Genomic DNA, 22,229 nt, shown 5'->3' with positions numbered 1-22,229 from the left:
AAAGTACTATAAAGTTAACTTATTATCAATCATACGTTCATTAAATGATTGAATGTAAGCTTTGATAAATTGTTCTAAAGTTTTTGCTTTTTCTGTTTTTACCGAAATTAAATTTTCCTTTAATAGAGGATCTTTTTTAAAGTTATATAAGCCTAGAGACGTTGTTCCGTTAAATGCTAAATAGTAATCTCCATCAATTAAATGATAAATGTTATCTAAATAATAGACGACAAAATCTTGATTTGATGTATAAGATTTTCCATAGCTAATTGTTTGTGTTGAAATCCCTAAATACTCAATAATGGAAGGTAAAATATCTATTTGTTGGAAATTTTTATCGTGCGTTCCAATAAAGTTTTCTTCGGAAGGATCAAAAAACAAAATAGGAATTCTAAACTTACCAACATTAGTATTAAATAGTTTTTTATTACTAACAGAAGTGTGGTCTGAAGTAATAACAAAAAGCGTATTGTTATACCAATCTTCTTTTTTTGCAGCATCAAAAAACTGTTTTAAAGCGTAATCTGCATATGCAACAGTTTCGTGTATTTTGGAGTTTCCCTTCGGAAATTTGCCAATATATTTTTCTGGAATTATATAAGGGTTGTGAGACGAAATAGTAAAAACTGTGCTAAAAAAAGGTTGTTTAAATGTGGTTAGTTTAGTATTAAAAAACTGCAAAAATTCCTCATCAAAAATTCCCCATTTACCATCAAACGCTTCAGGTCCTTGGTATTCGTCTTTTCCGAAGTAAGAATCAAAACCAGAAACTTTAGCGTATTGATCAAAGTTTTGACTACCATTAAAAGCACCATGAAAAAAAGAGGTATTATAACCTTGTTCTTTTAATATACGTGGTAAGCCATTTACTTTATTTACAGCATAACTAGAAGTGATGATGGAGTGTTTTAATAAGCTAGGAATACTTGTTAACGTAGAAGGAACAGCATCAATGGATAGTTTTCCATTAGCAAAGCCATTTTCAAAATAATAAGATTTAGTAATTAATGAATCTAAAAACGGAGTGACACCAACGTTTAAGTTTTCTCTTCCAAAACTTTCTAGAATGATTAAAACAACATTCTTTTTATTCGTTTCCTTTTTAGGATTAATAGTCATTACAGGATTAAAAATGCTATCTAATTCAGGTTGAGAAAAATATTTTGGACTACTTAAAGTTTCCTTTTTATTAATCGTTTTTAAGACACAAAATGGCGTATTTAAAACTAATGCTGAATGATTTATTGAGCCATAACCACTAGAATCTATAATACGAAGGGGTTTTTTTTGCACACCTCCTCGTCCTAAAATTACCATCAAAACCATTACACCAAGAAATATAAGTGTTTGTTTGGCGTAATCTTTTTTAGAATGATTAAAAGCTAAAACAGGCAGTTTTAAATTAGGGATTACTTTATAAAACGCAATGGCAAGTGTAATTCCAATGAGTGGTAAATACCAAAACTCTATGATGAAAGTACCTAATAAACCTTTAACTTCCTGTTCCATGCCTTGAGCAGTTAGCATACCAAAAGTGCTCCGTCTACCTGTAAACTTATAATATTCAAAATCTACAAAATTGGTAAATATAAAGAGTAGGTTAACACAATAAAATGACACTTTAAGTACTTTTTGGTATATCCTATTGTATTTAAAAGTCCCAGGAATACAATGTAATAGTGCAAAAAGCAAATTAATATAAGCAATTGCAGACACGTCAAATCTCAGTCCTCCAAAAAAAGTACTAAAAAAAGGTTTGCTAAACGTATTAAAATTGAATATCAAAAATAAAAACCGACACAGTTGGTAGATTAGTACAACTAATAAAAAACGTTTTGCAAAGAGTTTTAAACTTTTATAATAGTTTGCCATTTTTTCTAATTAAACAGCAACATCATATTCTCTCAAAGCATCATTGAGCGATGTCTTTTTATTTGTACTTTCTTTACGTTTCCCAATAATCAAAGCACAAGGTACATTATATTCACCTGCAGCAAATGTCTTAGTATAACTTCCAGGAATAACTACAGATCGTGCAGGAACTCTACCTTTCATTTCTACTGGTTTATCACCAGTAACATCTATGATTTTTGTACTCATTGTCAACACGACATTAGCACCTAAAACAGCTTCTTTTTCTATATGAACGCCTTCAACAACGATACAACGAGAACCAATAAATGCACCATCTTCAATAATAACTGGAGCGGCTTGTAAAGGTTCTAAAACTCCACCAATCCCAACACCTCCAGAGAGATGTACATTTTTTCCAATTTGTGCACAACTACCAACTGTAGCCCAAGTATCTACCATAGTGCCTTCATCAACATAAGCTCCAATATTTACATAACTAGGCATTAAAATAGTACCTGCAGAAATATAAGCACCATGACGAGCTACAGCATTTGGTACCACTCTAATTCCACGTTTTTTATAATCACGTTTTAAAGGAATTTTATCATGATACTCAAAAATACCAGCTTCTAAAGTTTCCATTTTTTGTATAGGGAAATATAAAACAACTGCTTTTTTCACCCATTCGTTGACTTGCCAACCGTCATTTGTAGGTTCAGCAACTCTTAATGTGCCTTCATCTAGTAAGTCTATAACGCTTCTTATACTATCAATGGTGAGTTGATCTGTTAATAAAGATCTATCATCCCAAGCGTTTTCTATAATGTTTTGTAGTTGTTTCATTGTGTTTTTTATCTGCAATTTTTACAAATATAAGCCTATAATTTTGTTGAGTAAATTCAGAATAAATAAAAAATTAAAAATAATGTGACCTATCAAATAAAGTGGTGTCTTAATATTGTGAATTATTATTTGCCAAGTGTTTTCCCTAAACAAATACTTGGATTCTTTAATAATTAATAGCTAATTTTTGTAAAACCCTCCTGATCCCTTAGGAGGGTTTTTTTGTAAAATTAAAGTTTAAAAAATAAAATGTGACCTATTAAAAAATTGGGTGTCTAAATAATTAGTTAACAATCTGTTAGCGATAGCCTTACATGCCTTAAATAATATAATAGCAAATCCCCAAAAGTCTTTCTGTGCCCCAAGAAAGACTTTTTTTATGTTAAAATTTTAAATTTTTTCTTCGGAAATGTGACTTAATTGAAACTATAGTGTCTTAAAAGTATATCATGGATTGTTTAAGGTAGAGGGTAAGCAATTTCATGAGTTTAATTGATAGTTGATTATTTTGAAACTCTTCTTTAGTCTATAAAGAAGAGTTTTTTTGTGGCATTAAGATTGATAAGCTAGATTATAAGAATTAACTTTGGCAAATGGCGAGAATTTTAGCATTAGATTACGGAACAAAACGAACAGGAATAGCTGTCACAGACGAGTTGCAGATTATAGCTTCTGGTTTGACAACGGTTGCAACTAAAGAGTTGATTGTATTCTTAAAGCAGTACGTTTCCGAAGAAAATGTAGAATTATTTGTAGTAGGAGAGCCTAAGCAAATGAATTACGAAGCCTCTGAAAGTGAAGTGTCTATTGCTAAATTTTTAGTTAAGTTAGAAAAAGAGATACCACAAATACCAGTAAAACGTGTTGATGAACGTTTTACATCTAAAATGGCATTTCAAACGATGATTGATAGCGGACTTAAGAAAAAGCAACGTAAAGATAAAGCATTGATAGATGAAATTAGTGCAACTATTATATTGCAGAGTTATTTACAAAATCCGTCTTAAAAGCATCTTAAAAATTCTTAAATTATCTAAAGAATCGTATTTTTGCACCCGAAAATTACAATAAAATGATATTACCAGTTGTTGCATATGGTGACCCTGTTTTAAGAAAAAAAGCAGAACCTATTACAAAAGATTATCCTAATCTCGATGCTCTTATTGAGAATATGAAAGAAACCATGCATGGTGCATTAGGTGTTGGATTGGCAGCACCTCAAATAGGTTTACCAATTCGTTTGTTTCTTGTAGATACTGAGCCTTTTGCTGAAGATGAGGTGTTTACAGAAGAAGAACAAGAGCAACTTAAAAATTTTCAACGCATATTTATAAATGCTGAAATTTTAGAGGAAGAAGGTGATGAATGGGCTTTTAACGAAGGCTGTTTAAGTATTCCAGATGTAAGAGAAGATGTGTTTAGACAACCAAAAGTGACGATCAAATATCAGGATGAGAATTTTAAAACACATACTGAAGTTTATGATGGTATAATAGCTAGAGTAGTTCAGCATGAGTATGATCATATTGAAGGTATTTTATTTACCGATAAACTATCATCACTAAAAAAACGTTTAATAAAAGGGAAATTGGCTAATATTTCCAAAGGAAAAATACAAGTAGATTACAGAATGCGTTTTCCATTAATGAAGAAAAAGCGCTAATACTTAACATATATTATGACTTTAGATAAAATACTTTCCATTTCTGGAAAACCAGGATTATATAAAATTGTTACACAAACCCGTAATGGTTTTGTTGTAGAATCTCTAATTGATCAAAAAAAGGTATCTGTGAATATTCACAGTAACATTAGTGTATTAAGCGAAATTGCTGTCTATACATTAACAGAAGAGTTGCCGCTTAGAGAGGTTTTGAAAAAAATTAGAACTAAAGAAGATTCAAAGCAAACGTCAATAAGTCATAAAGATTCTAAAGACAAGTTAGAAGAGTATTTCTTTGAAGTCTTACCAGATTATGATGAAGATAGAGTGTATGCAAGTGATATCAAAAAAATTGTACAATGGTACAATTTACTTGAAAAGCATGATATGCTTGGTGCTTTAGATGAAGATAAAGAAGTCGTTACTGCAGACGAAGAAGAATAGTCTCGTTAATAGATTGTTCATATTAAATGTTGCTTAGAATTTCTACCTGAGTGAAACCGTCGTATTTTTGAGTTTTAAATAATTTATATGTCAGATAAAACTCAGCAATTAGAAGCATTTGAGCGCTTACTCATCATTATGGATGAGTTGCGTGAGCAATGCCCTTGGGATAAAAAGCAAACTCTTCAAACCCTTCGTCATCTTACCATAGAAGAAGTTTACGAGCTTGGTGATGCCATTTTAGATAATGATCTAGAAGAGGTGAAAAACGAACTAGGTGATGTATTACTTCACATTGTGTTCTATTCTAAAATTGGAAGTGAGAAAAAAGCCTTTGATATTGCAGATGTTTGCAACAGTATTTGTGATAAACTCATAAATCGTCATCCTCATATCTACGGAAATGTAACGGTTAAAGACGAAGAAGACGTCAAAAGAAATTGGGAACAAATAAAACTAAAAGAAGGCAAAGGGAAAACGAGCGTTCTAGAAGGTGTTCCTAAAAGTTTGCCAGCTATGGTAAAAGCTAACAGAATTCAAGATAAGGTTGCAGGAGTTGGATTTGATTGGGAAGAACCACATCAAGTGTTTGAAAAAGTACAAGAAGAGTTAGGAGAACTTCAAGAAGAAGTCAATCAAAATAATCAAGATAGAATTGAAAGTGAATTTGGCGATGTATTATTCTCAATGATTAATTATGCTCGTTTCTTAAATGTAGATCCAGAAAGTGCATTAGAGAGAACCAATAAAAAATTCATCAAGCGTTTTCAATATTTAGAACAAAAATCTAAAGAATTAAAAAAAGATTTATCTGCGATGACACTAGAAGAAATGGACGTTTATTGGGAAGAAGCAAAAAAAATATAACTTTTTTTCAATCGTCGTAATCCAAACATATAAAACGACACGTATATAAAGCAGATAGAAACTTAATATAGTTTCTTAATCATAAGTAGGTGATCTTAATGCAGTAGTTAAGCGGACGCATTAAGATTTAAAATTTAGTTTAGTTAGGGGTAAAATCCTGTCTGTGTATTCAGACAGGATTTTATTATTTAATGAGAACGTACTTTTAAAAGCTGAAAGGCGCAATGAAAGAGCAGTTCGAATTATCCCGATGCATATCGAGATCTAAAAATAGGATTGTCTATTTCTTAAAATGTTTTAATAAAGTTTTATTTCCACTTAATATTACAACCAATGCTTGGTTTTTGTACTTCGGAAATTGGCTCGCCATTCAACAAATTATCAAAAGTCTTACGAATATCATTTCCTGTTAATTTAATATCATTTCCTGGTCTTGAGTCATCTAGTTGACCTCTATAAACCAATTTTAAATTACTGTCAAATACATAAAAATCTGGAGTACAAGCTGCATCATAAGCTTTTGCTATGTCTTGAGTTTGGTCATATAAATAAGGAAATATATAATCGTTATCTATAGCATGTTGCTTCATTTTTTCTGGTCCATCTTGTGGATAGTTCTCAACATCATTACTTGAAATCGCAATGCAATTAATTCCTTTTGAAGCATAATCTTTTGCTAATTGCGACAATTGCTGGTTCACATGAATTACAAACGGACAGTGATTACAAATAAACATCACCATAGTGCCTTTAATACCTTTTGCTTCATTTAAAGATACCAAAGTGTCATCAACAGTATTCACTAATTTAAAATCGGGAGCTTTTGTTCCTAGTGGAAGCATATTAGAGGGTGTAAGTGCCATATTATTCTGTGAGTTTTTAGTAATTTAGTTATTTTTAAAAACAGACTCACTTTCATGAGCAAATTCTATGGATAATATAATAACTTTCGAAGACTTCACAAAAATAGATTTGCGAATTGGAACTATAATTGAGGTTAATGATTTTCCTGAAGCTAGAAACCCAGCTTATCAACTTACGATTGATTTTGGTGACCTAGGGATTAAAAAATCCTCAGCTCAAATTACGACCTTGTATACTAAAGAACAATTAATTCAAAAGCAAATAGTTGCGGTAGTCAACTTTCCGAAGAAACAAATAGCAAAATTTATGAGTGAATGCCTATTATTAGGAGCCGTTGATGGTAAAGATGTTATTCTACTAAACCCTGAAAATCGAGTTAAAAACGGACTCGCTGTCTCATAATACATGGAGCAATTAGATAACGTAAAAATAAATTTTGATAGTGATGGATTGTGGGTTCTAAATATCGCGTTAGCAATTGTGATGTTCGGAGTTGCTTTAGGTATTTCTATAAATGATTTTAAGTCTTTATTAAAACAACCAAAATTAGTGTTAGTTGGTCTTTTAGCTCAGTTTGTGCTATTACCTTTATTAACTTTTTTAATCATTATTTTAATTAGACCACAACCAAGTATTGCACTAGGTATGATAATGGTTGCAGCTTGTCCTGGTGGTAATATTTCAAATTTCATGACGCATTTAGCAAATGGAAATACAGCTTTATCTGTTAGTTTAACTGCAATTGGAACGTTTTTAACCATCATAGTAACTCCACTAAATTTTCATTTATATGCAAGTTTATACGAACCAACATCTCAAATTTTAAAAGATGTACAATTACAGCCTTATGAAATTGTAAAACTAATAGTGCTAATTTTAGGTATACCCTTATTTTTAGGTATGTTAATTAAGCATAAAAACAGTGGTCTTGCAATTAAATTTTCTAAGTTGCTTAAACCAATTTCAATATTGGTTTTTGTCTCTATAGTACTTATTGCATTTTCTAAAAACATTGAAGTATTTAATAACTATATTCATTATGTATTAATCATTGGAATTTGTCATAACGCACTAGCACTATTATTAGGGTTTTTTACTGCTAAAGCATTTAGATTATCGTTTAAAGATCAAAAAACAATAGCTATTGAAACAGGAATCCAAAATTCTGGTCTAGGGTTATTACTCATATTTACATTTTTTAACGGGTTAGGAGGTATGGCAATTATGGCTGCTTTTTGGGGAATTTGGCATATTGTTTCGGGATTAATTTTAGCGTTTTATTGGAGTCGGAAACCATCAAAAGTAATAGTAGTTTGAAACAGATTTGGTTATTTACTGTAAGAGCGTATATACGTTTAGGTTTGTTTTTTTATTTCAAAAAAATAGACATTAGAAATGCTAATCATATTCCTAAAGATGAAGCTGTAATATTTTTGGGAAACCATCAAAATGCGTTGTTGGATGCGTTGTTAATTGCAACTAAAAATGGACGGTTTTCTTATTTTTTAACACGAGCAGGTGTGTTTGAGAAGCCTTTAGTAAGTAGAATTTTGAAAAGTTTACAAATGCTTCCAGTATATCGTATTAGAGATGGTTGGGGGAATTTGAATAAAAATAACTCCATATTTTCTAAGAGTTCAAAGTTATTGAGTGAGCAAAATGCGATTGTGATTTTTCCTGAAGGCAGTCATAATTTAAACAGAACTGTGAGACCGTTGAGCAAAGGGTTTACGCGTATTATTTTTGAAACATTAGAACGTTATCCAAACACTAAAATTCAACTCATTCCTGTTGGGTTAAATTATAAAAAGGCTGAAAAGTTTAGTGATTCTGCGTTGATTAATTTTGGCACTCCAATTCAAGTTGATAAAGAACTCTTAGGTGATAAAAACAAAAGTATTATAAAACTTAAGGAGCAAGTGTCACAACAATTGCAACAGCTTACTATTCATATTGAAAGTGAAAAATACGACTCAACACTCAAAAAACTGGAAGATTTAAATGTTGATTTTACAAAACCAGAAGAAGTCAATCAATGTATTGCTAGTAACTTTGAGGATTGCAAAACAAGCACACCAAAAAAGAGCCATCCTTTAAAACGATTATTTAAGGTTTTATTAATTATCAATTTGTTTATACCTTACTTCATTTGGAAAAAAATTGCACAACCAAAAATTAAAGAAATTGAATTCACATCGACCTTTAGATTTGCAATTGTTATTTCTTTAGTGCCTATTTTTATTCTGATAGTGATGCTAATTTTAGGACTTGTATTTCAAATCAAATTCGCATTTATGTATCTCATCAATGTGATTGTGTTGGCTTTATTGTCTGTGAAATTATAGTTTATTGTTGTGTTGTCTGCTGTGGAGTTGTTTCGGTTTTCTCGAAATATTTGTCCCAATAAGACCATATAGTGCTAATTTCTAAAAAGACACCTCTGTGTTTTTCAAAGAATCTCTGCGTAATAGTTTACAACCGAGTAAGCATACTGAAAACTGCAACTGTAAACTAATTACATCTCCTCTCTAAAGAAAATAGCATTCATCAACAATTTGTTAGTACCATACCAAAAGGCTCTAAAGTTAGTGTTATCAGTAAATACAACAACATTTCCACGTCCTAAATTTTTAACCTTAAAAGGGACTGTTAATGCTAAACTATCTAAATTTGGTTTTGAAATATAACCACTCAATAATGGGTTTTTTGTGTATTGAATTGGGTTATTATAACTTTGTTTATCTGCTTTCATAAACAACGTATTGTTTCTAAATAAAGCGATTTTATCATTTTTATATCCAAAGTTTATAGGATGCGAACGGTCAATATTAGCTTCAAAAATAGCACCTCCAATATATTGAGCACCTCTAAAATCACTTCGTTGTTCAAAGGTGATGTTCTTAGCTTCACGCTCCATTTTTTTGAAATCTATTTTAATAAACTCGCTGTTTTTTAACCAGTTTAAAGCACTTCTGTAACCAATGAGAGTACCACCTTTTTCAACCCATTCTTTTAGTTTTTTTGTAGCACCTCCATCAACACGACCACTTGGTAAAATAATGGTGTTATAACGATTCAAATCTGCCCTATTTAATGAGTTGTTATCCAATTTAGTGAGTCGTATATCATAACGTTGATCAAATAAATGCCAGATTTCTCCAGCATCATATGGACTGATGCCATCACCAACAATCATAGCAACTTTAGGCTGTTTTAAGGCTCTAAATTGATTGCTTCCTAAATCAATACCTTGAGTTAATCCAGTTTCTACAGCATCAATTTGAACATGACTTTCTTCGGAAATGTTCTGCAAAAAGGCATAGAGTTCTGTTGCAGATTTATCTTGATTTTGAACCGGAATTAAAATCGTTCCGTAGTCGTAGTCTTTGCCATTCATACTAAATTGTTTCATGCCTACTTTTGCTCGTAATCCAGAACTTAAAATAGCATTTAAAGCTTTTGGTGTGTAATATTCATGCCATTCCATTAAATAGGCATAATTACTTTTCTCTGAAACGTTGCCAATTTTCATTTGAAGTGTTTCAACTTTCGCTCCAGCATTTAAGGTAGCTATGTTTTCAGCATAATCCAACCCAAACGCTAACGGAAATGTCCAAGCAGACACATCATAAAACAAGCTGTCTTGAAACTGTGTACGCTTTTCAAACATCGCATTTATCATACGTGTGTTTTTCTGATTCTTCGGAATAATAAACGCATGTCCTTTTTTAAAGCGTTTGCCATTACTCGTAAAGTCAGCCTTTAATTCATGGAAATCTATGTGTTGGCGTTTTAAAATTTCGGCTAAATGAAATGTTTTTGCAGCATCTTTTTCATCTCCAAAGACGATTGCTTTTCCGTTTTCTCTGGTCGCTTCAGCTCTTGCATTTTTATAAAAATCATGTTGGTATTGTAGAATCTCTTCACGCATATTTTTTGCAGCTTCTAGAGTAGACAATGCAGCCGTAAGTTGATTTCTTATGGTGAATGGAAACGTCAAAATCCCATTATCACTTTCTTGAATGTGTCCTCGAGAACTGGCTTGCTCGAACAAAATCCCAATCCCACCGTTAATATCTGGAAAGGTTGATCCTTTTCCGTAGTAAAAATCATCAAAGCTTTCTTCAGTATAATACAGCGAACCAATTTTATCAAAGGCTTTTGCATGAAAATTACCAATATTTTTAGTGAGTTCTTGATTGAGTTTTGGAGTAAGAGGATGTGTTCTTGATGGAATACCTGGCTGAAAAAAGAAACTCGCATTGGTTCCCATTTCATGATGATCTGTAAGGATATTTGGCAACCATTTGTGAAAACTCGCAATACGAGCTTGCGACTCAGGTAATTGTACAGGTAGCCAATCTCGATTCATGTCAAACCAATAGTGATTTGTGCGTCCTCCAGGCCATATCTCGTCATATTCTCTATCGTTAGGATCTGGATTAAGATTTTTACTTTTATTCGTATTTGCCCAATAAGCGAAACGTTGTAAACCGTCAGGATTAAGAGAAGGGTCAAATAAAATAACAGTATTTTCTAGCAAGTTTTTTACATCCTCACTTTGGGCTGCAGCCAAATAATAAGCAGCCAACATGGCTGCGTTTGATCCGCTTGGTTCATTACCATGAATGGAAAAACCTTGATAGACCACAATTGGCATATTGCTGGTGTTGACGGTATTATTTTGGGTAGAAGCAATATGTGCTTGCCTTATAGATTCTAAATTTTTATGATTATTTGGAGATGTAATTGTTAATAGGAGTAGAGGTCTGCCTTCATAGGTTGTACCTCGATTTTCAATGGAAATCCTGTTTGAAGATTTCGCTAATGCCTGCATGTAAAACACCAACTTATCATGAGTAATATGCCACTCACCAACTTGATGACCAATTACAGATTCTGGCGTTGGGATAGTTTGGTCGTACGTTGTATCCTGAGAAAGATAATACGATAAATCGGGTTGAGATTGTGCATTAAGATTTGATATAAAAAGCACAAGTAGAAGGATAGTTAGTCTCATAAAGCAAGTTGATTAGTTAGTCATACTATTTCAGTACATTGAAAACAGTAATGGTATAAAAATAGAAAAACCGCTACTCAATGAATAGCGGTTTGGTATAATTTAACAATTGAATGATTTATATATCTTCAAAATTAATATCTGTAAATTTTTCAGCAGAATCAGAAGTGTCAATTGATTCTCCACCTTCTGTCACATCATTAGGAGCAGAATAATCTTCTTTTTTGAAATCTTTTTGGTGACGTTCACTTATAACTTCATCCCCTTTTTCAGTTATAATATAATCGGTCATTTCTCTTAAAATCTCATTGAACTCTGTAAAATCTTCTTTGTATAAATAGATTTTATGTTTTTTGTAATGAAAAGATCCATCGTCGTTGGTGAATTTTTTACTTTCAGTAATGGTAAGATAATAATCTTCTGCCTTAGTTGCCCTAACATCAAAAAAATAGGTTCGTCGCCCTGCTCTTAAGACTTTTGAGAAAATTTCTTCTTTCTCCATCATTCCGTGATCACTCATAGCTAATTTTTAATTTTTGAATTGATTGTTCACCAAAAATCTAAAAAAAAAGATTAGTAAGCAACAAATAACTATAATTCTTTTGTGCTTAGCTGTTTTAAATATAGCTCTTTATAGTAACCATCTGTATTAACAAGAGTTTCATGTGTTCCTTTTTGAATGATTTTACCATCTTCGAGTACAATAATTTTATCAGCATCCTTTGCAGAAGATACACGATGACTCACTATAATGGTTGTTTTTCCTTCGGAAATTTTCCGTAAACTTTTAAGAATTTTTTCTTCGGTTTCGGTATCTACAGCAGATAAGCAATCATCAAACAACATGATTTCTGGAGCTTTTATTATAGCTCTCGCAATAGATATACGTTGCTTTTGTCCGCCAGAAAGTGTCACACCACGTTCTCCCAATTTGGTTTTATAGCCATTAGTAAAAGTCTTAATATTTTTATGGACGTCAGCATTTTTAGCAGCTTGGATGACCTCTTCTTCTGTAGCATCTTCTTTACCAAACATGATATTGTTTTCAATAGTATCAGAAAACAGAAAAGCATCCTGAGGCACATAACCAATATGGTCTCTCAAACTTTTAAGGTTTATTTGATTTATTTTTGTGCCATCAATTAAAATCTCACCGTCTTGCACATCATAAAGTCGTCCAATTAAATCTAGAATTGTCGATTTTCCAGAGCCTGTTTTTCCTAATATAGCAAGCGTTTCTCCTTTTTTAAGCGAAAAACTAACATTGTCTAAAGCTTTTATATTTGTATCTGGATAGACATAGCTGACATTTTTAAATTCTATATTACCATCAATATTTGTTGGTGTTGTATTTAGGTTTTTAACCTCAGGTTCTTCTTGTAAAAACTGGTTGATACGTTTTTGAGATGCTTCGGCTTGTTGTACTAGATTTGTAACCCAACCTACAGTAGCAACTGGCCACGTTAACATATTAACGTAGATTAAAAATTCGGCAATAGTACCAATTTCTTTAATTTCTCCATTAATATATTGCATACCACCAATGTAAGCAACAAGAACGTTACTTAAACCAATAAGTAAAATCATAGAAGGGAAAAACAACGCTTGAACTTTCGTTAAATCAATCTGCTTTTGTTTACTTTCTTCGGAAAGTTTATTAAATTCATCATAGTTTCTTTCTTCTATTCCGTAGGATTTAATAACAGAAATTCCACTAAAAGACTCTTGTGTATAGGCAGAAAGATGTGATAAATACTCTTGTACAACTCTACTTCGGTTATTAATGACCTTACTTAATTTGTAAATAATAAAAGATAATAAAGGTAATGGTAAAACAGTATACAGTGTTAATTTAGGAGCAACGCTTATCATATAAATCAAAGCCACAATAAAAAGAGTCACAGTATTAATTGTATACATAATTGCTGGACCAGCATACATTCTAACTTTTCCTACATCTTCACTAATTCTATTCATTAAATCACCAGTTTTGTTGGCTTTATAGAAATTAAGTGATAGGTTTTGATATTGTTGATAGATTTCGTTTTTCAAATCATATTCGATAAAACGAGATACATTTATAATGGTTTGGCGCATTAAGAATGTGAATATTCCAGCAATAACGGCAGCTCCAATGAGGTAACCAATATTTAAAGCCAGTTCTTGTCTAAAAACCGTTTCTGTAATGTCTCCATTTAATTTTTTGGAAATAGTAGTAATAGCTTTTCCAATATATCTTGGTGTAAAAAGAGCAAATATTTTGGCACCAATAGTTATTAAGATTCCTAACAGTAATCTATAGCGATACTTTTTAAAATATTTATTTATATGTCTGAGTTCTTTCATTTACTATATCAAAACTTTACTATATCGAAATTTAATATTAACAAATTGATATTTTTAAGACCTTATTTTTGCTAATACTCTAATATTGGATTATTTTTGCTCGCTATTTTACACATAATTAAAATAAACACTTAATCTACATATAATGACATCAGATGTTTTAAGTCCTAAAGAACTTTCAAAGATAGACCCAGTTTTCGGGCAGTTATCTTTTGATAATCACGAACAAATCGTTTTTTGCAATGACAAAGATACTGGTTTAAAAGCAATAATTGGAATTCATAACACAGTTTTGGGACCTGCTCTTGGAGGTACTAGAATGTGGAATTATAATAACGAATGGGAAGCACTTAATGATGTGTTAAGACTCTCAAGAGGGATGACATTCAAATCTGCTATTACTGGTTTAAACCTTGGTGGTGGAAAAGCAGTTATTATTGGAGATGCTAAAACTCAAAAAACACCCGAACTCATGAAAAAGTTTGGTGAGTTTGTTCACTCTTTAAGTGGTAGATACATTACTGCTGAAGATGTAGGAATGACTACTGAAGATATGGATCTTGTAAGAGAAGTTACACCATATGTTACTGGAATTTCTGAAAGTAAAGGAGGTGCAGGAAACCCATCACCAATTACAGCTTATGGTGTTTTTATGGGAATGAAAGCTGCTGCTAAGTTTAAATATGGTAGCGATATTCTTGAAGATAAAAATGTTTTTGTTCAAGGTATTGGACATGTTGGTGAATCTTTAGTTGAACATTTAACTAACGAAGGAGCTAAAGTTACAATTGCAGATATCAATCAAGAACGTTTAGAAGAAGTGCGTTCTAAATATGATGTTACTATTTATGGCGGACAAGATATATATAGCGAGCAAATGGATATTTATGCGCCTTGCGCTTTGGGTGCAACTATTAACGATGATACAATCCATAAATTAAGAGCAGATATCATAGCAGGTGCAGCCAATAATCAGTTAGCTGACGAAGTTAAACATGGTAAAATATTACAGGATAAAAATATTTTGTATGCTCCAGATTTTTTAATTAATGCTGGAGGAATCATTAATGTTTATGCAGAATTAGAGAATTATGATCGTCAAGAAATTATTCGTAAAACCGAAAATATTTACAATACAACATTAGAAATATTTAATCGTGCAAAGATTAATAATGAGACAACCAATGTTGCTGCAATGACGATTGCAAAACAACGTATCGACACTAGAAAAAGAGAACAACAAAAATAATAATATTACAAACTAAAATAGTTTGCACCTTTTAAAATTATAGTATTTTTGCAAAGCAAATTTGACAACTGCACTTCAACAAGTCAGTATTCAAATTTGCTTTTATTAATTAATAGTTCTTTGTAAACATGTTAAATAGACGACATATTCGTATTAAAGTAATGCAAACACTTTACGCTTCAACTGAAGGTGAAAGTGATAATGTAAAAGTTAACGAGAAATTTCTTCTAAGAAGCCTAGATAGCATGTATGATTTATTTATTGCTCAATTATCATTGTTAATTGAGGTGCATAAAAAATCAAAAGATATCTTAGATAAAACTCAAAACAAATTATTACCATCTAAAGAGGATAAAAATCCTAACTCTAAGTTTGTAAACAATGAGGTGTTAACTCTTTTAAGTTCTAATGAAGTATTGTTAGAATTAATTGAAAACCAGAAAGAGAATCTTTGGTATTTAGATTTTGAATATGTTGATGTGATATTCAAATCTATACTTAAAAGTGATATTTATAAAGACTATATGTCTACTAAAACATCAACCTTTAAAGAAGATAAAGCTTTTATTATTGATTTATTTACCGAAGTTGTTGCTCCTAATGATAAGTTATATGACTTTTTTGAAGATAAGCGCATTACTTGGTTGGATGATCTTCCTGTTGTTAATACTGCAATCCTTAAGATTTTAAAGAAAGTCAAAGTGTCCTCTGAAGGTAAGTTCTTTACGCCAAAATTATATAAAGATTTGGAAGACAGAGATTTTGGAGTTGAATTGTTGAAAAAAACAATGCTAAATCAGACTAAATTTAGTGAAGAAATAGGATCTAAAACTAAAAACTGGGATGCAGAACGTATCACTCAAATAGATACAGTATTGATGCAAATGGCTATTTGTGAATTTCAAAAATTCCCATCAATCCCAGTAAAAGTAACCATTAACGAATATTTAGAAATTGCTAAAGAATATTCTACACCAAAAAGTAGTAACTTCATTAATGGTATTTTAGATAAAATTGTTAAAGGATATACTGCAGATGGTAACCTTAATAAAATTGGTAGAGGTTTAATGTAAGCCTTATATTTTATAGGATATAGAGTGTTAATGTTTTGTTTGAAAATGGCCTAAAAATTTTGATTAAATGAAATTATTAGTACATTTGACTTCTCGAATCAAAAATTATTTAAATAAATAGAGCAATGAAAAAAACAATTTTAGCGTTAAGCGCATTATGTTTAGTAGCTTTCACATCTTGTAAAGAAGATGCAACAAGCAAAATTAAATCAGAAAATGTAGCAGTAGCTGCAGAAAGAGATGCAACTGCTGGAGATTTTCCAGTGATTTCATTTGTTGAGACTGAACACGATTTCGGAACTATCGTAAATGGTACTCCAGTAGAAACAAAGTTTAGCTACACTAATACAGGTAAGACACCTTTAGTAGTAAGTAATATTAAAAGTACTTGTGGATGTACTGTACCTTCAGATTGGAACAGAAACCCATTAGCTCCAGGTGAGTCTGCTGAGTTTACTGTAAAATTTAATGGTAAAGGTTCAAACCAAGTTCAAAAGTCAATTACTTTAACAACTAACACAGAAAAAGGTTCTGAAATTGTTAAGATTAAAGCTTTTGTTGAGCCAGATCCTAATGCACCAGCTAAGAAAGCTGGATCAGCTGCAATTAAATCTGTAAAGTAATTTTATGGGAATTGGAGATATTTTACCTTTTGTAGCCATGTTTGCTGTAGTGTACTTCTTTATGATTGCACCACAGATGAAAAGAGCAAAGCAAGAAAAAGCGTTTGCTGCAGAGCTAAAAAGAGGTGATAAAGTTGTTACAAAAAGCGGTATGCATGGTAAAGTTGTTGATCTAAATGATAAAGACAACAGCTGTGTTATCGAAACCCTTGCAGGAAAAATTAAGTTTGAACGTTCTGCTATTTCTATGGAAATTAGCCGAAAATTAAACGCTCCTGTTAAAGAAAAATAGAATTTAAATAGTCTATATATAAAACTCCGAAAGTTCGCTTTCGGAGTTTTTTTATGTCTAATAATTTACTTGGGTAATAGAGATTTCTTCATTCAGATGAAGGGAGTTAGATTTTTCAAGTGCAAAATTCGAATGGTTTGTAGAAAATGGCATAGCTCATTTTTGAAATTTTCAAATTGATTCAACACCTAGACAGCCTTAACAATTTTTGTACTTGTCATGCAAGCCACTACCTTTTAAAATCATAGGTTTGATTTTCTCCAGTCTTGAAATTTTTGTAGTATCTCGTTTAGCTTCAGTAATATAATTACAATATTCTCTTTGGCATGAAGGAGATAACGCTTTAAATGCTGTTTCGAATTCAGCATTTGATTTTATAACTTCGCTAATCAAATCTGGTATGACTACATCTTTTTTTGTTGTTCTTGTAGGTTTGATTTCTTTGCCTAATCTTTGATTTTCAGTAGCTTCTTTTACATAGCTTAGCACAGCAGCCTCAATGATATCACTTTTAGATTCAAAACGCATTTGACGCATGCCTTTTGTTTTGTTTTCTTGAGCATTATGAAGTAAATCATGTTCGTCTTTCAAAAAGATACCATGATGAAACCAAATACAGAAATGATTTTTAAAGGCTCCAAGACCTAGTATATTTTTACCATTTAAGCAATATGTTGGCATACTCCATTTTATGGTTTCTTCTAACTCTGTTGAGTTTATAATTTTCCGATGTATAGTAAGTTCTTCAGAAAAATGAGAGTTTACTTCTATGTATTCTTCTACGGAATTTACTTTTTTCATGCTAATCTCAATCTTTATTTCAATGCCTTTTCTGCAGCTAACTCTACAATTTTACAAATAACCTCTGTTGCTTTTATCATACTTTCTACTGGTACGTATTCATATCTTCCGTGGAAATTATGTCCACCAGCAAAAATATTCGGACAAGGTAAACCCATATAACTTAGTTGAGAACCATCGGTTCCTCCTCTAATAGGTTTGATAAGCGGTTCAATATCTAAGGCTTTCATTGCTTCTTCGGCAATATCAACAATGTGCATTACAGGTACGACCTTTTCTTTCATGTTGAAGTATTGGTCTTTGATTTCAATAGTAATGACTTCACGTTCGTATTGTTCGTTTATGGCATCTGTGAGTTTTTGCATTACTTCTTTTCTTGCTTCAAAGTGATCCATATCATGATCTCTAATGATATATTGGAGTATCGTTTCATCAACACTTCCTTCTATATTGTGAAGATGGAAAAAACCTTGGTAATCCTCAGTGTGCTCTGGTGTTTCCAAACGAGGTAAAGAATTTATGAACTCTGTAGCGATGTACATGGAGTTAACCATTTTTCCTTTAGCGTAACCTGGATGCACAATTTTACCTTTAATATTAACTTTTACTCCAGCAGCATTAAAATTCTCGTATTCTAATTCTCCAATTTGACTGCCATCCATAGTGTAAGCCCAATCTGCTCCAAATTTTTTGACATCAAATTTGTGTGCACCACGACCAATTTCTTCATCTGGAGTAAATCCTACTCGTATCGTTCCATGTTTAATTTCTGGATTATTGATAAGGTGTTCCATGGCAGAGATAATTTCTGTTATTCCAGCTTTGTCATCTGCTCCAAGAAGTGTCGTACCATCTGTTGTAATTAAAGTTTGACCTTTATAGAGTAATAAATCTTCAAAATAATCTGGAGAAAGCACGATGTTTTCCGAAGCATTTAAAATAATATCCTTTCCGTCATAATTTTCAATAATCTGAGGTTTTACATTTGCTCCAGTAAAATCTGGAGTGGTATCAAAATGAGATACAAAACCAATAGTTGGTACATCATAATCCACATTACTTGGTAAAGTTGCCATGATATACGCATTTTTATCAATGGTAACATCGCTCATGCCAATGGACTTTAATTCTTCAACGAGCGCATTTGCTAAGTCCCATTGTTTTGCTGTACTTGGTGTAGTGTCACTTTCTGGATCTGATTCTGTGTCAACTATAACGTAGCTTATAAATCGTTTTGTGATGTCTTCTTTTGAAATCATAACGTGTAATTGTTTTCTTTTTAGGGTTTGTGTGAAAGATAAAAAACTATAGGTTAATTATTAATCCTAAAGTTAGGGATTATATTCAAATGTATATTATTTTTGCACTAGAAAAGATTTTCAATGTACAAGCTGTTACTAAGACCCTTATTATTTTGTTTTGATCCTGAAAAAGTACACTACTTTACCTTTTCTTTAATTCGGAATGTATCCAGAATACCAGGATTTAAATCTTTATTTAGAAATTTATATCTCGTAGAAAATCCAGCTTTGGAGCGTGAGGTTTTTGGACTGAAATTTAAAAATCCAGTAGGTTTAGCTGCAGGTTTTGATAAAAATGCGGTCTTATATAATGAGTTGGCAAATTTTGGTTTTGGGTTTATAGAAATTGGTACAGTAACTCCTAAAGGTCAAGTTGGAAACCCTAAAAAGCGTTTATTTAGATTAAAGGATGATAAAGGGATTATCAACCGAATGGGTTTTAATAACGAAGGTTTAGAAACTGCAATTACCCAATTAAAAATGAATAAAGGTAAACTCATCATTGGAGGAAATATTGGTAAAAATACAGATACCAAACCTGAAGATTACACTAAAGATTACATCACTTGTTTTAACGGCTTACATCCTTATGTTGATTATTTTGTGCTCAATGTAAGCTGCCCTAATGTTGGCAGTCATGCGAAACTGAATGATAAAGAGTATCTTCTTGAGCTTATTTATGAAGTACAAAAAGCAAATAGCACATTTGATACTCAAAAGCCTATCTTATTGAAAATTGCTCCAGACTTAAATGACCAACAGTTGGATGAAATTGTTGATATTATTGCTGAAACGAGCCTTGATGGAGTAATTGCGAGCAATACTTCAATTGATAGAACGGGTTTAAAAGCGTCTGATGAGCGTCTTGCAGACATAGGAAATGGTGGACTAAGTGGACAACCTATTAAAGAGAAATCTACACGAGTTATCAAATATCTTTCAGAAAAAAGTAATCAATCGTTTCCAATAATTGGAGTAGGAGGCATTCATTCTGCAGAAGATGCTCTAGAAAAAATAGAAGCTGGAGCTAGCTTAGTACAAGTGTATACTGGTTTTATTTATGAAGGTCCAAGTTTGATTAAAAGCATTAATAAGTTACTACTAAAAAAAGCGAACTAACGGTTAAGTCAATTCGCTTTTGAGTTATCATATTTCCGAAGTACTAATTCTTAATAAACGGTATTGTACTTGAGTTATTTTCTTTAGTCAATTCTAAATAATATACACCATTACTAAATGTATCGGTTTGTAAATTTAAATCATCTACTTGAGTAATTTTCTTGCTCGTAATAATTTGACCTAACATATTATAAACGGTATAACTGTCTGGTAAATCATTAGTATTAGCTAATTTAATATTTAAAATATCTTGTGTTGGATTTGGAAATACACTGATTTCATTAGAAGAAAAATAGTCGTTTACGTTTAACACAGCGTTAGCCATATAGGTGATTTCGCCAAATCCATAATCTCCACCAGTAATAACTGGAGCACCTTCTAAAGTCTCAAGTGTGTAAGACCCATTACCTGAGAAACAACAAATACCATCACCATAACTATCAATCATTTCGAATGTGTAACATTCATTTGTTGAAATGTCAAAGGTTTCTGTAAAAGTTGTGAAATCATCATCTCCATCAACATATGTTGGACTCGTATATAAAGCAGAACCAGCACTATCTCTAAAAACCCATGAGGTTTCATTAGGCCAATCATCTGTAGTTAAGGTTAATATGATTTGGGTTGTATTAGTGGTTTCTCCTCCAACAATGATATATTCTTGGTATACTTTTGTTAAAGATTCTGATCCGTTTGAAATAGTTAAAGTAACATCATATTCGCCTTGACTAGAATATGTATGAGAAGGATTTTGAGTTGTATAATCTATAATATCATCTCCATCAACATCCCATTCCCATGCTGTTGCTCCAATACTAGTATCTGTAAAGTCAACGACCATAGAATTACCGCAATCTCGAGTGAAATCTGCAGTAAGATCTACATTAAAAGTTGGGCAAGCCATTACAGATCTAGAAGCCTGGTACACACCATAAATTCGAGCGTATTGACCTGAAGAGAATAATGTACGACATTCTTTTCTAGAATAGGACATTAAATTTAGAGGGTCTGGCACAAAATCCTCACCATTAGCATCTGTTGCTGTACCAACATAATTACAAGATGTGTTTACATTACCATATCCTAATTGAGGATCTGCAGCAGTATCACAAATAAAATCACCATCTGTGTCACAATTAGAGCCATCAACTAATTCTGTTGTTAACGTACCATTTGTGTTTCCATGTGTATGAGATAATCCAAAGAAGTGTCCCATTTCATGAGACATTGTACTACCATTGATAGCACAAGAATTATCCATCATGATAATTTCTGGTCCACCAGGAAAATATGCATATCCACATAATCCACCACCTTCTGCAGTACTTACAGAGTTTGCAAAATAGATATTAATTACGTTAGCAGTATTATTAGCTAGTGTTAAGGCATCTTCTTCATCAATTGAATAATCATAATATTCAGAGCTGTCTATATAATTAATAGCATCACAAATAAAGAATTCTAGAAATGCGTTTGCATAAAAGACATTCATGTCAGCAATGATAGAATTAATATCACTTTCAGATAAACCACCAAATCCAGCATCAGTTCTTAAAATATGTACTTTCACAGGTACAGAACTCACAGCTGTTGAAGACCGTTGAGAACTTAGTTGGTAATACTCTTGTTCAAATTGTCTAATTTGTGGAAGTGAGTTTTGAAAATATTTTTCAGATTCTGCTGTAGCAACTGTACCACATTGTGGTTCATTTTGTGCATCTACAAAAGAAAATGAAAATATCATGCTAAGACATAACAATGCCTTGATTTGGATACTTTTCTTCATAACTTAAAGAATATGTGTAGGTTAACTTTAGGTTGTAAATATATGAAAATCCGATTAAATACCTAATTTATAGATGAAATACAC

21 protein-coding genes are annotated in these 22,229 nt (G+C 31.9%); 12 read left to right on the top strand and 9 right to left on the bottom strand.

What is annotated here, in order from left to right:
* Positions 1 to 6 precede the first annotated feature (6 nt).
* Together WNY78_RS04025 and WNY78_RS04020 are read right to left on the bottom strand one after the other, a co-directional pair.
* On the bottom strand, positions 7 to 1,872 hold the full coding sequence (locus WNY78_RS04025; protein ID WP_342871902.1) for a sulfatase-like hydrolase/transferase: 1,866 nt from the start codon (positions 1,870 to 1,872) through the stop codon (positions 7 to 9).
* 9 nt (positions 1,873 to 1,881) lie between these two features.
* On the bottom strand, positions 1,882 to 2,697 hold the full coding sequence (locus tag WNY78_RS04020; RefSeq protein WP_342871901.1) for a 2,3,4,5-tetrahydropyridine-2,6-dicarboxylate N-succinyltransferase: 816 nt from the start codon (positions 2,695 to 2,697) through the stop codon (positions 1,882 to 1,884).
* A 593-nt stretch (positions 2,698 to 3,290) separates the two neighbouring features.
* Here WNY78_RS04020 and ruvX point away from each other — a divergent pair.
* From ruvX to mazG, 4 genes are all read left to right on the top strand, one after another.
* On the top strand, positions 3,291 to 3,704 hold the full coding sequence (gene ruvX / locus WNY78_RS04015; RefSeq protein WP_342871900.1) for a Holliday junction resolvase RuvX: 414 nt from the start codon (positions 3,291 to 3,293) through the stop codon (positions 3,702 to 3,704).
* A gap of 65 nt (positions 3,705 to 3,769) precedes the next feature.
* Positions 3,770 to 4,360: a peptide deformylase gene (gene def / locus WNY78_RS04010; RefSeq protein ID WP_342871899.1), complete on the top strand. Its 591-nt coding sequence runs from the start codon at positions 3,770 to 3,772 to the stop codon at positions 4,358 to 4,360.
* 15 nt (positions 4,361 to 4,375) lie between these two features.
* Complete coding sequence (locus tag WNY78_RS04005; protein ID WP_342871898.1) at positions 4,376 to 4,804, top strand: DUF5606 domain-containing protein; 429 nt, start codon at positions 4,376 to 4,378, stop codon at positions 4,802 to 4,804.
* An 87-nt stretch (positions 4,805 to 4,891) separates the two neighbouring features.
* Positions 4,892 to 5,671, top strand: coding sequence for a nucleoside triphosphate pyrophosphohydrolase (gene mazG, locus WNY78_RS04000; RefSeq protein WP_342871897.1), 780 nt, complete (start codon positions 4,892 to 4,894; stop codon positions 5,669 to 5,671).
* A gap of 308 nt (positions 5,672 to 5,979) precedes the next feature.
* On the opposite strand, the gene WNY78_RS03995 is transcribed toward mazG, so the two are convergent.
* Positions 5,980 to 6,534: a thioredoxin family protein gene (locus WNY78_RS03995; RefSeq protein WP_342871896.1), complete on the bottom strand. Its 555-nt coding sequence runs from the start codon at positions 6,532 to 6,534 to the stop codon at positions 5,980 to 5,982.
* 67 nt (positions 6,535 to 6,601) lie between these two features.
* Here WNY78_RS03995 and WNY78_RS03990 point away from each other — a divergent pair, with 67 nt between their 5' ends.
* The 3 genes from WNY78_RS03990 to WNY78_RS03980 are packed head-to-tail and all read left to right on the top strand — an operon-like array spanning position 6,602 to position 8,880.
* Positions 6,602 to 6,937, top strand: a complete 336-nt coding sequence (locus WNY78_RS03990; protein ID WP_342871895.1) for a tRNA-binding protein — start codon at positions 6,602 to 6,604, stop codon at positions 6,935 to 6,937.
* Positions 6,938 to 6,940: 3 nt separating this feature from the next.
* A complete protein-coding gene (locus WNY78_RS03985) occupies positions 6,941 to 7,852 on the top strand; it encodes a bile acid:sodium symporter family protein (protein WP_342871894.1) in 912 nt (303 codons plus the stop codon).
* A complete protein-coding gene (locus WNY78_RS03980; protein WP_342871893.1) occupies positions 7,849 to 8,880 on the top strand; it encodes a lysophospholipid acyltransferase family protein in 1,032 nt (343 codons plus the stop codon). The genes WNY78_RS03985 and WNY78_RS03980 overlap by 4 nt, the downstream gene beginning before the upstream one ends.
* A 170-nt stretch (positions 8,881 to 9,050) precedes the next feature.
* On the opposite strand, the gene WNY78_RS03975 is transcribed toward WNY78_RS03980, so the two are convergent.
* The 3 genes from WNY78_RS03975 to WNY78_RS03965 all read right to left on the bottom strand — a co-directional run bounded on the left by WNY78_RS03975 (position 9,051) and on the right by WNY78_RS03965 (position 13,901).
* A complete protein-coding gene (locus tag WNY78_RS03975; RefSeq protein ID WP_342871892.1) occupies positions 9,051 to 11,555 on the bottom strand; it encodes a M14 family metallopeptidase in 2,505 nt (834 codons plus the stop codon).
* A gap of 118 nt (positions 11,556 to 11,673) precedes the next feature.
* Positions 11,674 to 12,075 carry a PUR family DNA/RNA-binding protein gene (locus WNY78_RS03970; protein ID WP_342871891.1) on the bottom strand — a complete coding sequence of 134 codons (402 nt, stop codon included), beginning with the start codon at positions 12,073 to 12,075 and terminating at the stop codon, positions 11,674 to 11,676.
* Between the two features lie 71 nt (positions 12,076 to 12,146).
* Positions 12,147 to 13,901: an ABC transporter ATP-binding protein gene (locus WNY78_RS03965; RefSeq protein WP_342871890.1), complete on the bottom strand. Its 1,755-nt coding sequence runs from the start codon at positions 13,899 to 13,901 to the stop codon at positions 12,147 to 12,149.
* Positions 13,902 to 14,046: 145 nt separating this feature from the next.
* On the opposite strand from WNY78_RS03965, the gene WNY78_RS03960 reads away from it, so the two are divergent.
* From WNY78_RS03960 to yajC, 4 genes are all read left to right on the top strand, one after another.
* Entirely contained in the window at positions 14,047 to 15,150 is a 1,104-nt protein-coding gene (locus tag WNY78_RS03960) for a Glu/Leu/Phe/Val dehydrogenase (RefSeq protein WP_342871889.1), read from the top strand.
* A 161-nt stretch (positions 15,151 to 15,311) separates the two neighbouring features.
* Complete coding sequence (gene nusB, locus WNY78_RS03955) at positions 15,312 to 16,223, top strand: transcription antitermination factor NusB (protein ID WP_342871888.1); 912 nt, start codon at positions 15,312 to 15,314, stop codon at positions 16,221 to 16,223.
* 125 nt (positions 16,224 to 16,348) lie between these two features.
* Entirely contained in the window at positions 16,349 to 16,846 is a 498-nt protein-coding gene (locus WNY78_RS03950; protein WP_342871887.1) for a DUF1573 domain-containing protein, read from the top strand.
* Positions 16,847 to 16,850: 4 nt separating this feature from the next.
* A complete protein-coding gene (gene yajC, locus WNY78_RS03945; RefSeq protein WP_342871886.1) occupies positions 16,851 to 17,138 on the top strand; it encodes a preprotein translocase subunit YajC in 288 nt (95 codons plus the stop codon).
* 198 nt (positions 17,139 to 17,336) lie between these two features.
* On the opposite strand, the gene WNY78_RS03940 is transcribed toward yajC, so the two are convergent.
* Both WNY78_RS03940 and pepT read right to left on the bottom strand, forming a co-directional pair.
* A complete protein-coding gene (locus WNY78_RS03940) occupies positions 17,337 to 17,939 on the bottom strand; it encodes a DUF1801 domain-containing protein (RefSeq protein ID WP_342871885.1) in 603 nt (200 codons plus the stop codon).
* 14 nt (positions 17,940 to 17,953) lie between these two features.
* Entirely contained in the window at positions 17,954 to 19,198 is a 1,245-nt protein-coding gene (gene pepT, locus WNY78_RS03935; protein ID WP_342871884.1) for a peptidase T, read from the bottom strand.
* Between the two features lie 123 nt (positions 19,199 to 19,321).
* Here pepT and WNY78_RS03930 point away from each other — a divergent pair, with 123 nt between their 5' ends.
* Positions 19,322 to 20,359, top strand: a complete 1,038-nt coding sequence (locus tag WNY78_RS03930; RefSeq protein ID WP_342871883.1) for a quinone-dependent dihydroorotate dehydrogenase — start codon at positions 19,322 to 19,324, stop codon at positions 20,357 to 20,359.
* 43 nt (positions 20,360 to 20,402) lie between these two features.
* Here the strand turns inward: WNY78_RS03930 and WNY78_RS03925 are convergent, their stop codons facing one another.
* The gene (locus tag WNY78_RS03925) at positions 20,403 to 22,145 is read right to left on the bottom strand and encodes a T9SS type A sorting domain-containing protein (protein ID WP_342871882.1); all 1,743 of its coding nucleotides are present in this window, start codon (positions 22,143 to 22,145) and stop codon (positions 20,403 to 20,405) included.
* Positions 22,146 to 22,229 lie beyond the last annotated feature (84 nt).

This window comes from Psychroserpens sp. AS72 (assembly GCF_038900375.1).
Taxonomy (GTDB): Bacteria; Bacteroidota; Bacteroidia; order Flavobacteriales; family Flavobacteriaceae; genus Psychroserpens.
The sequence above is the reverse complement of the archived record's forward strand: the minus strand, read 5'-3'. Positions and strand labels throughout refer to the sequence as shown.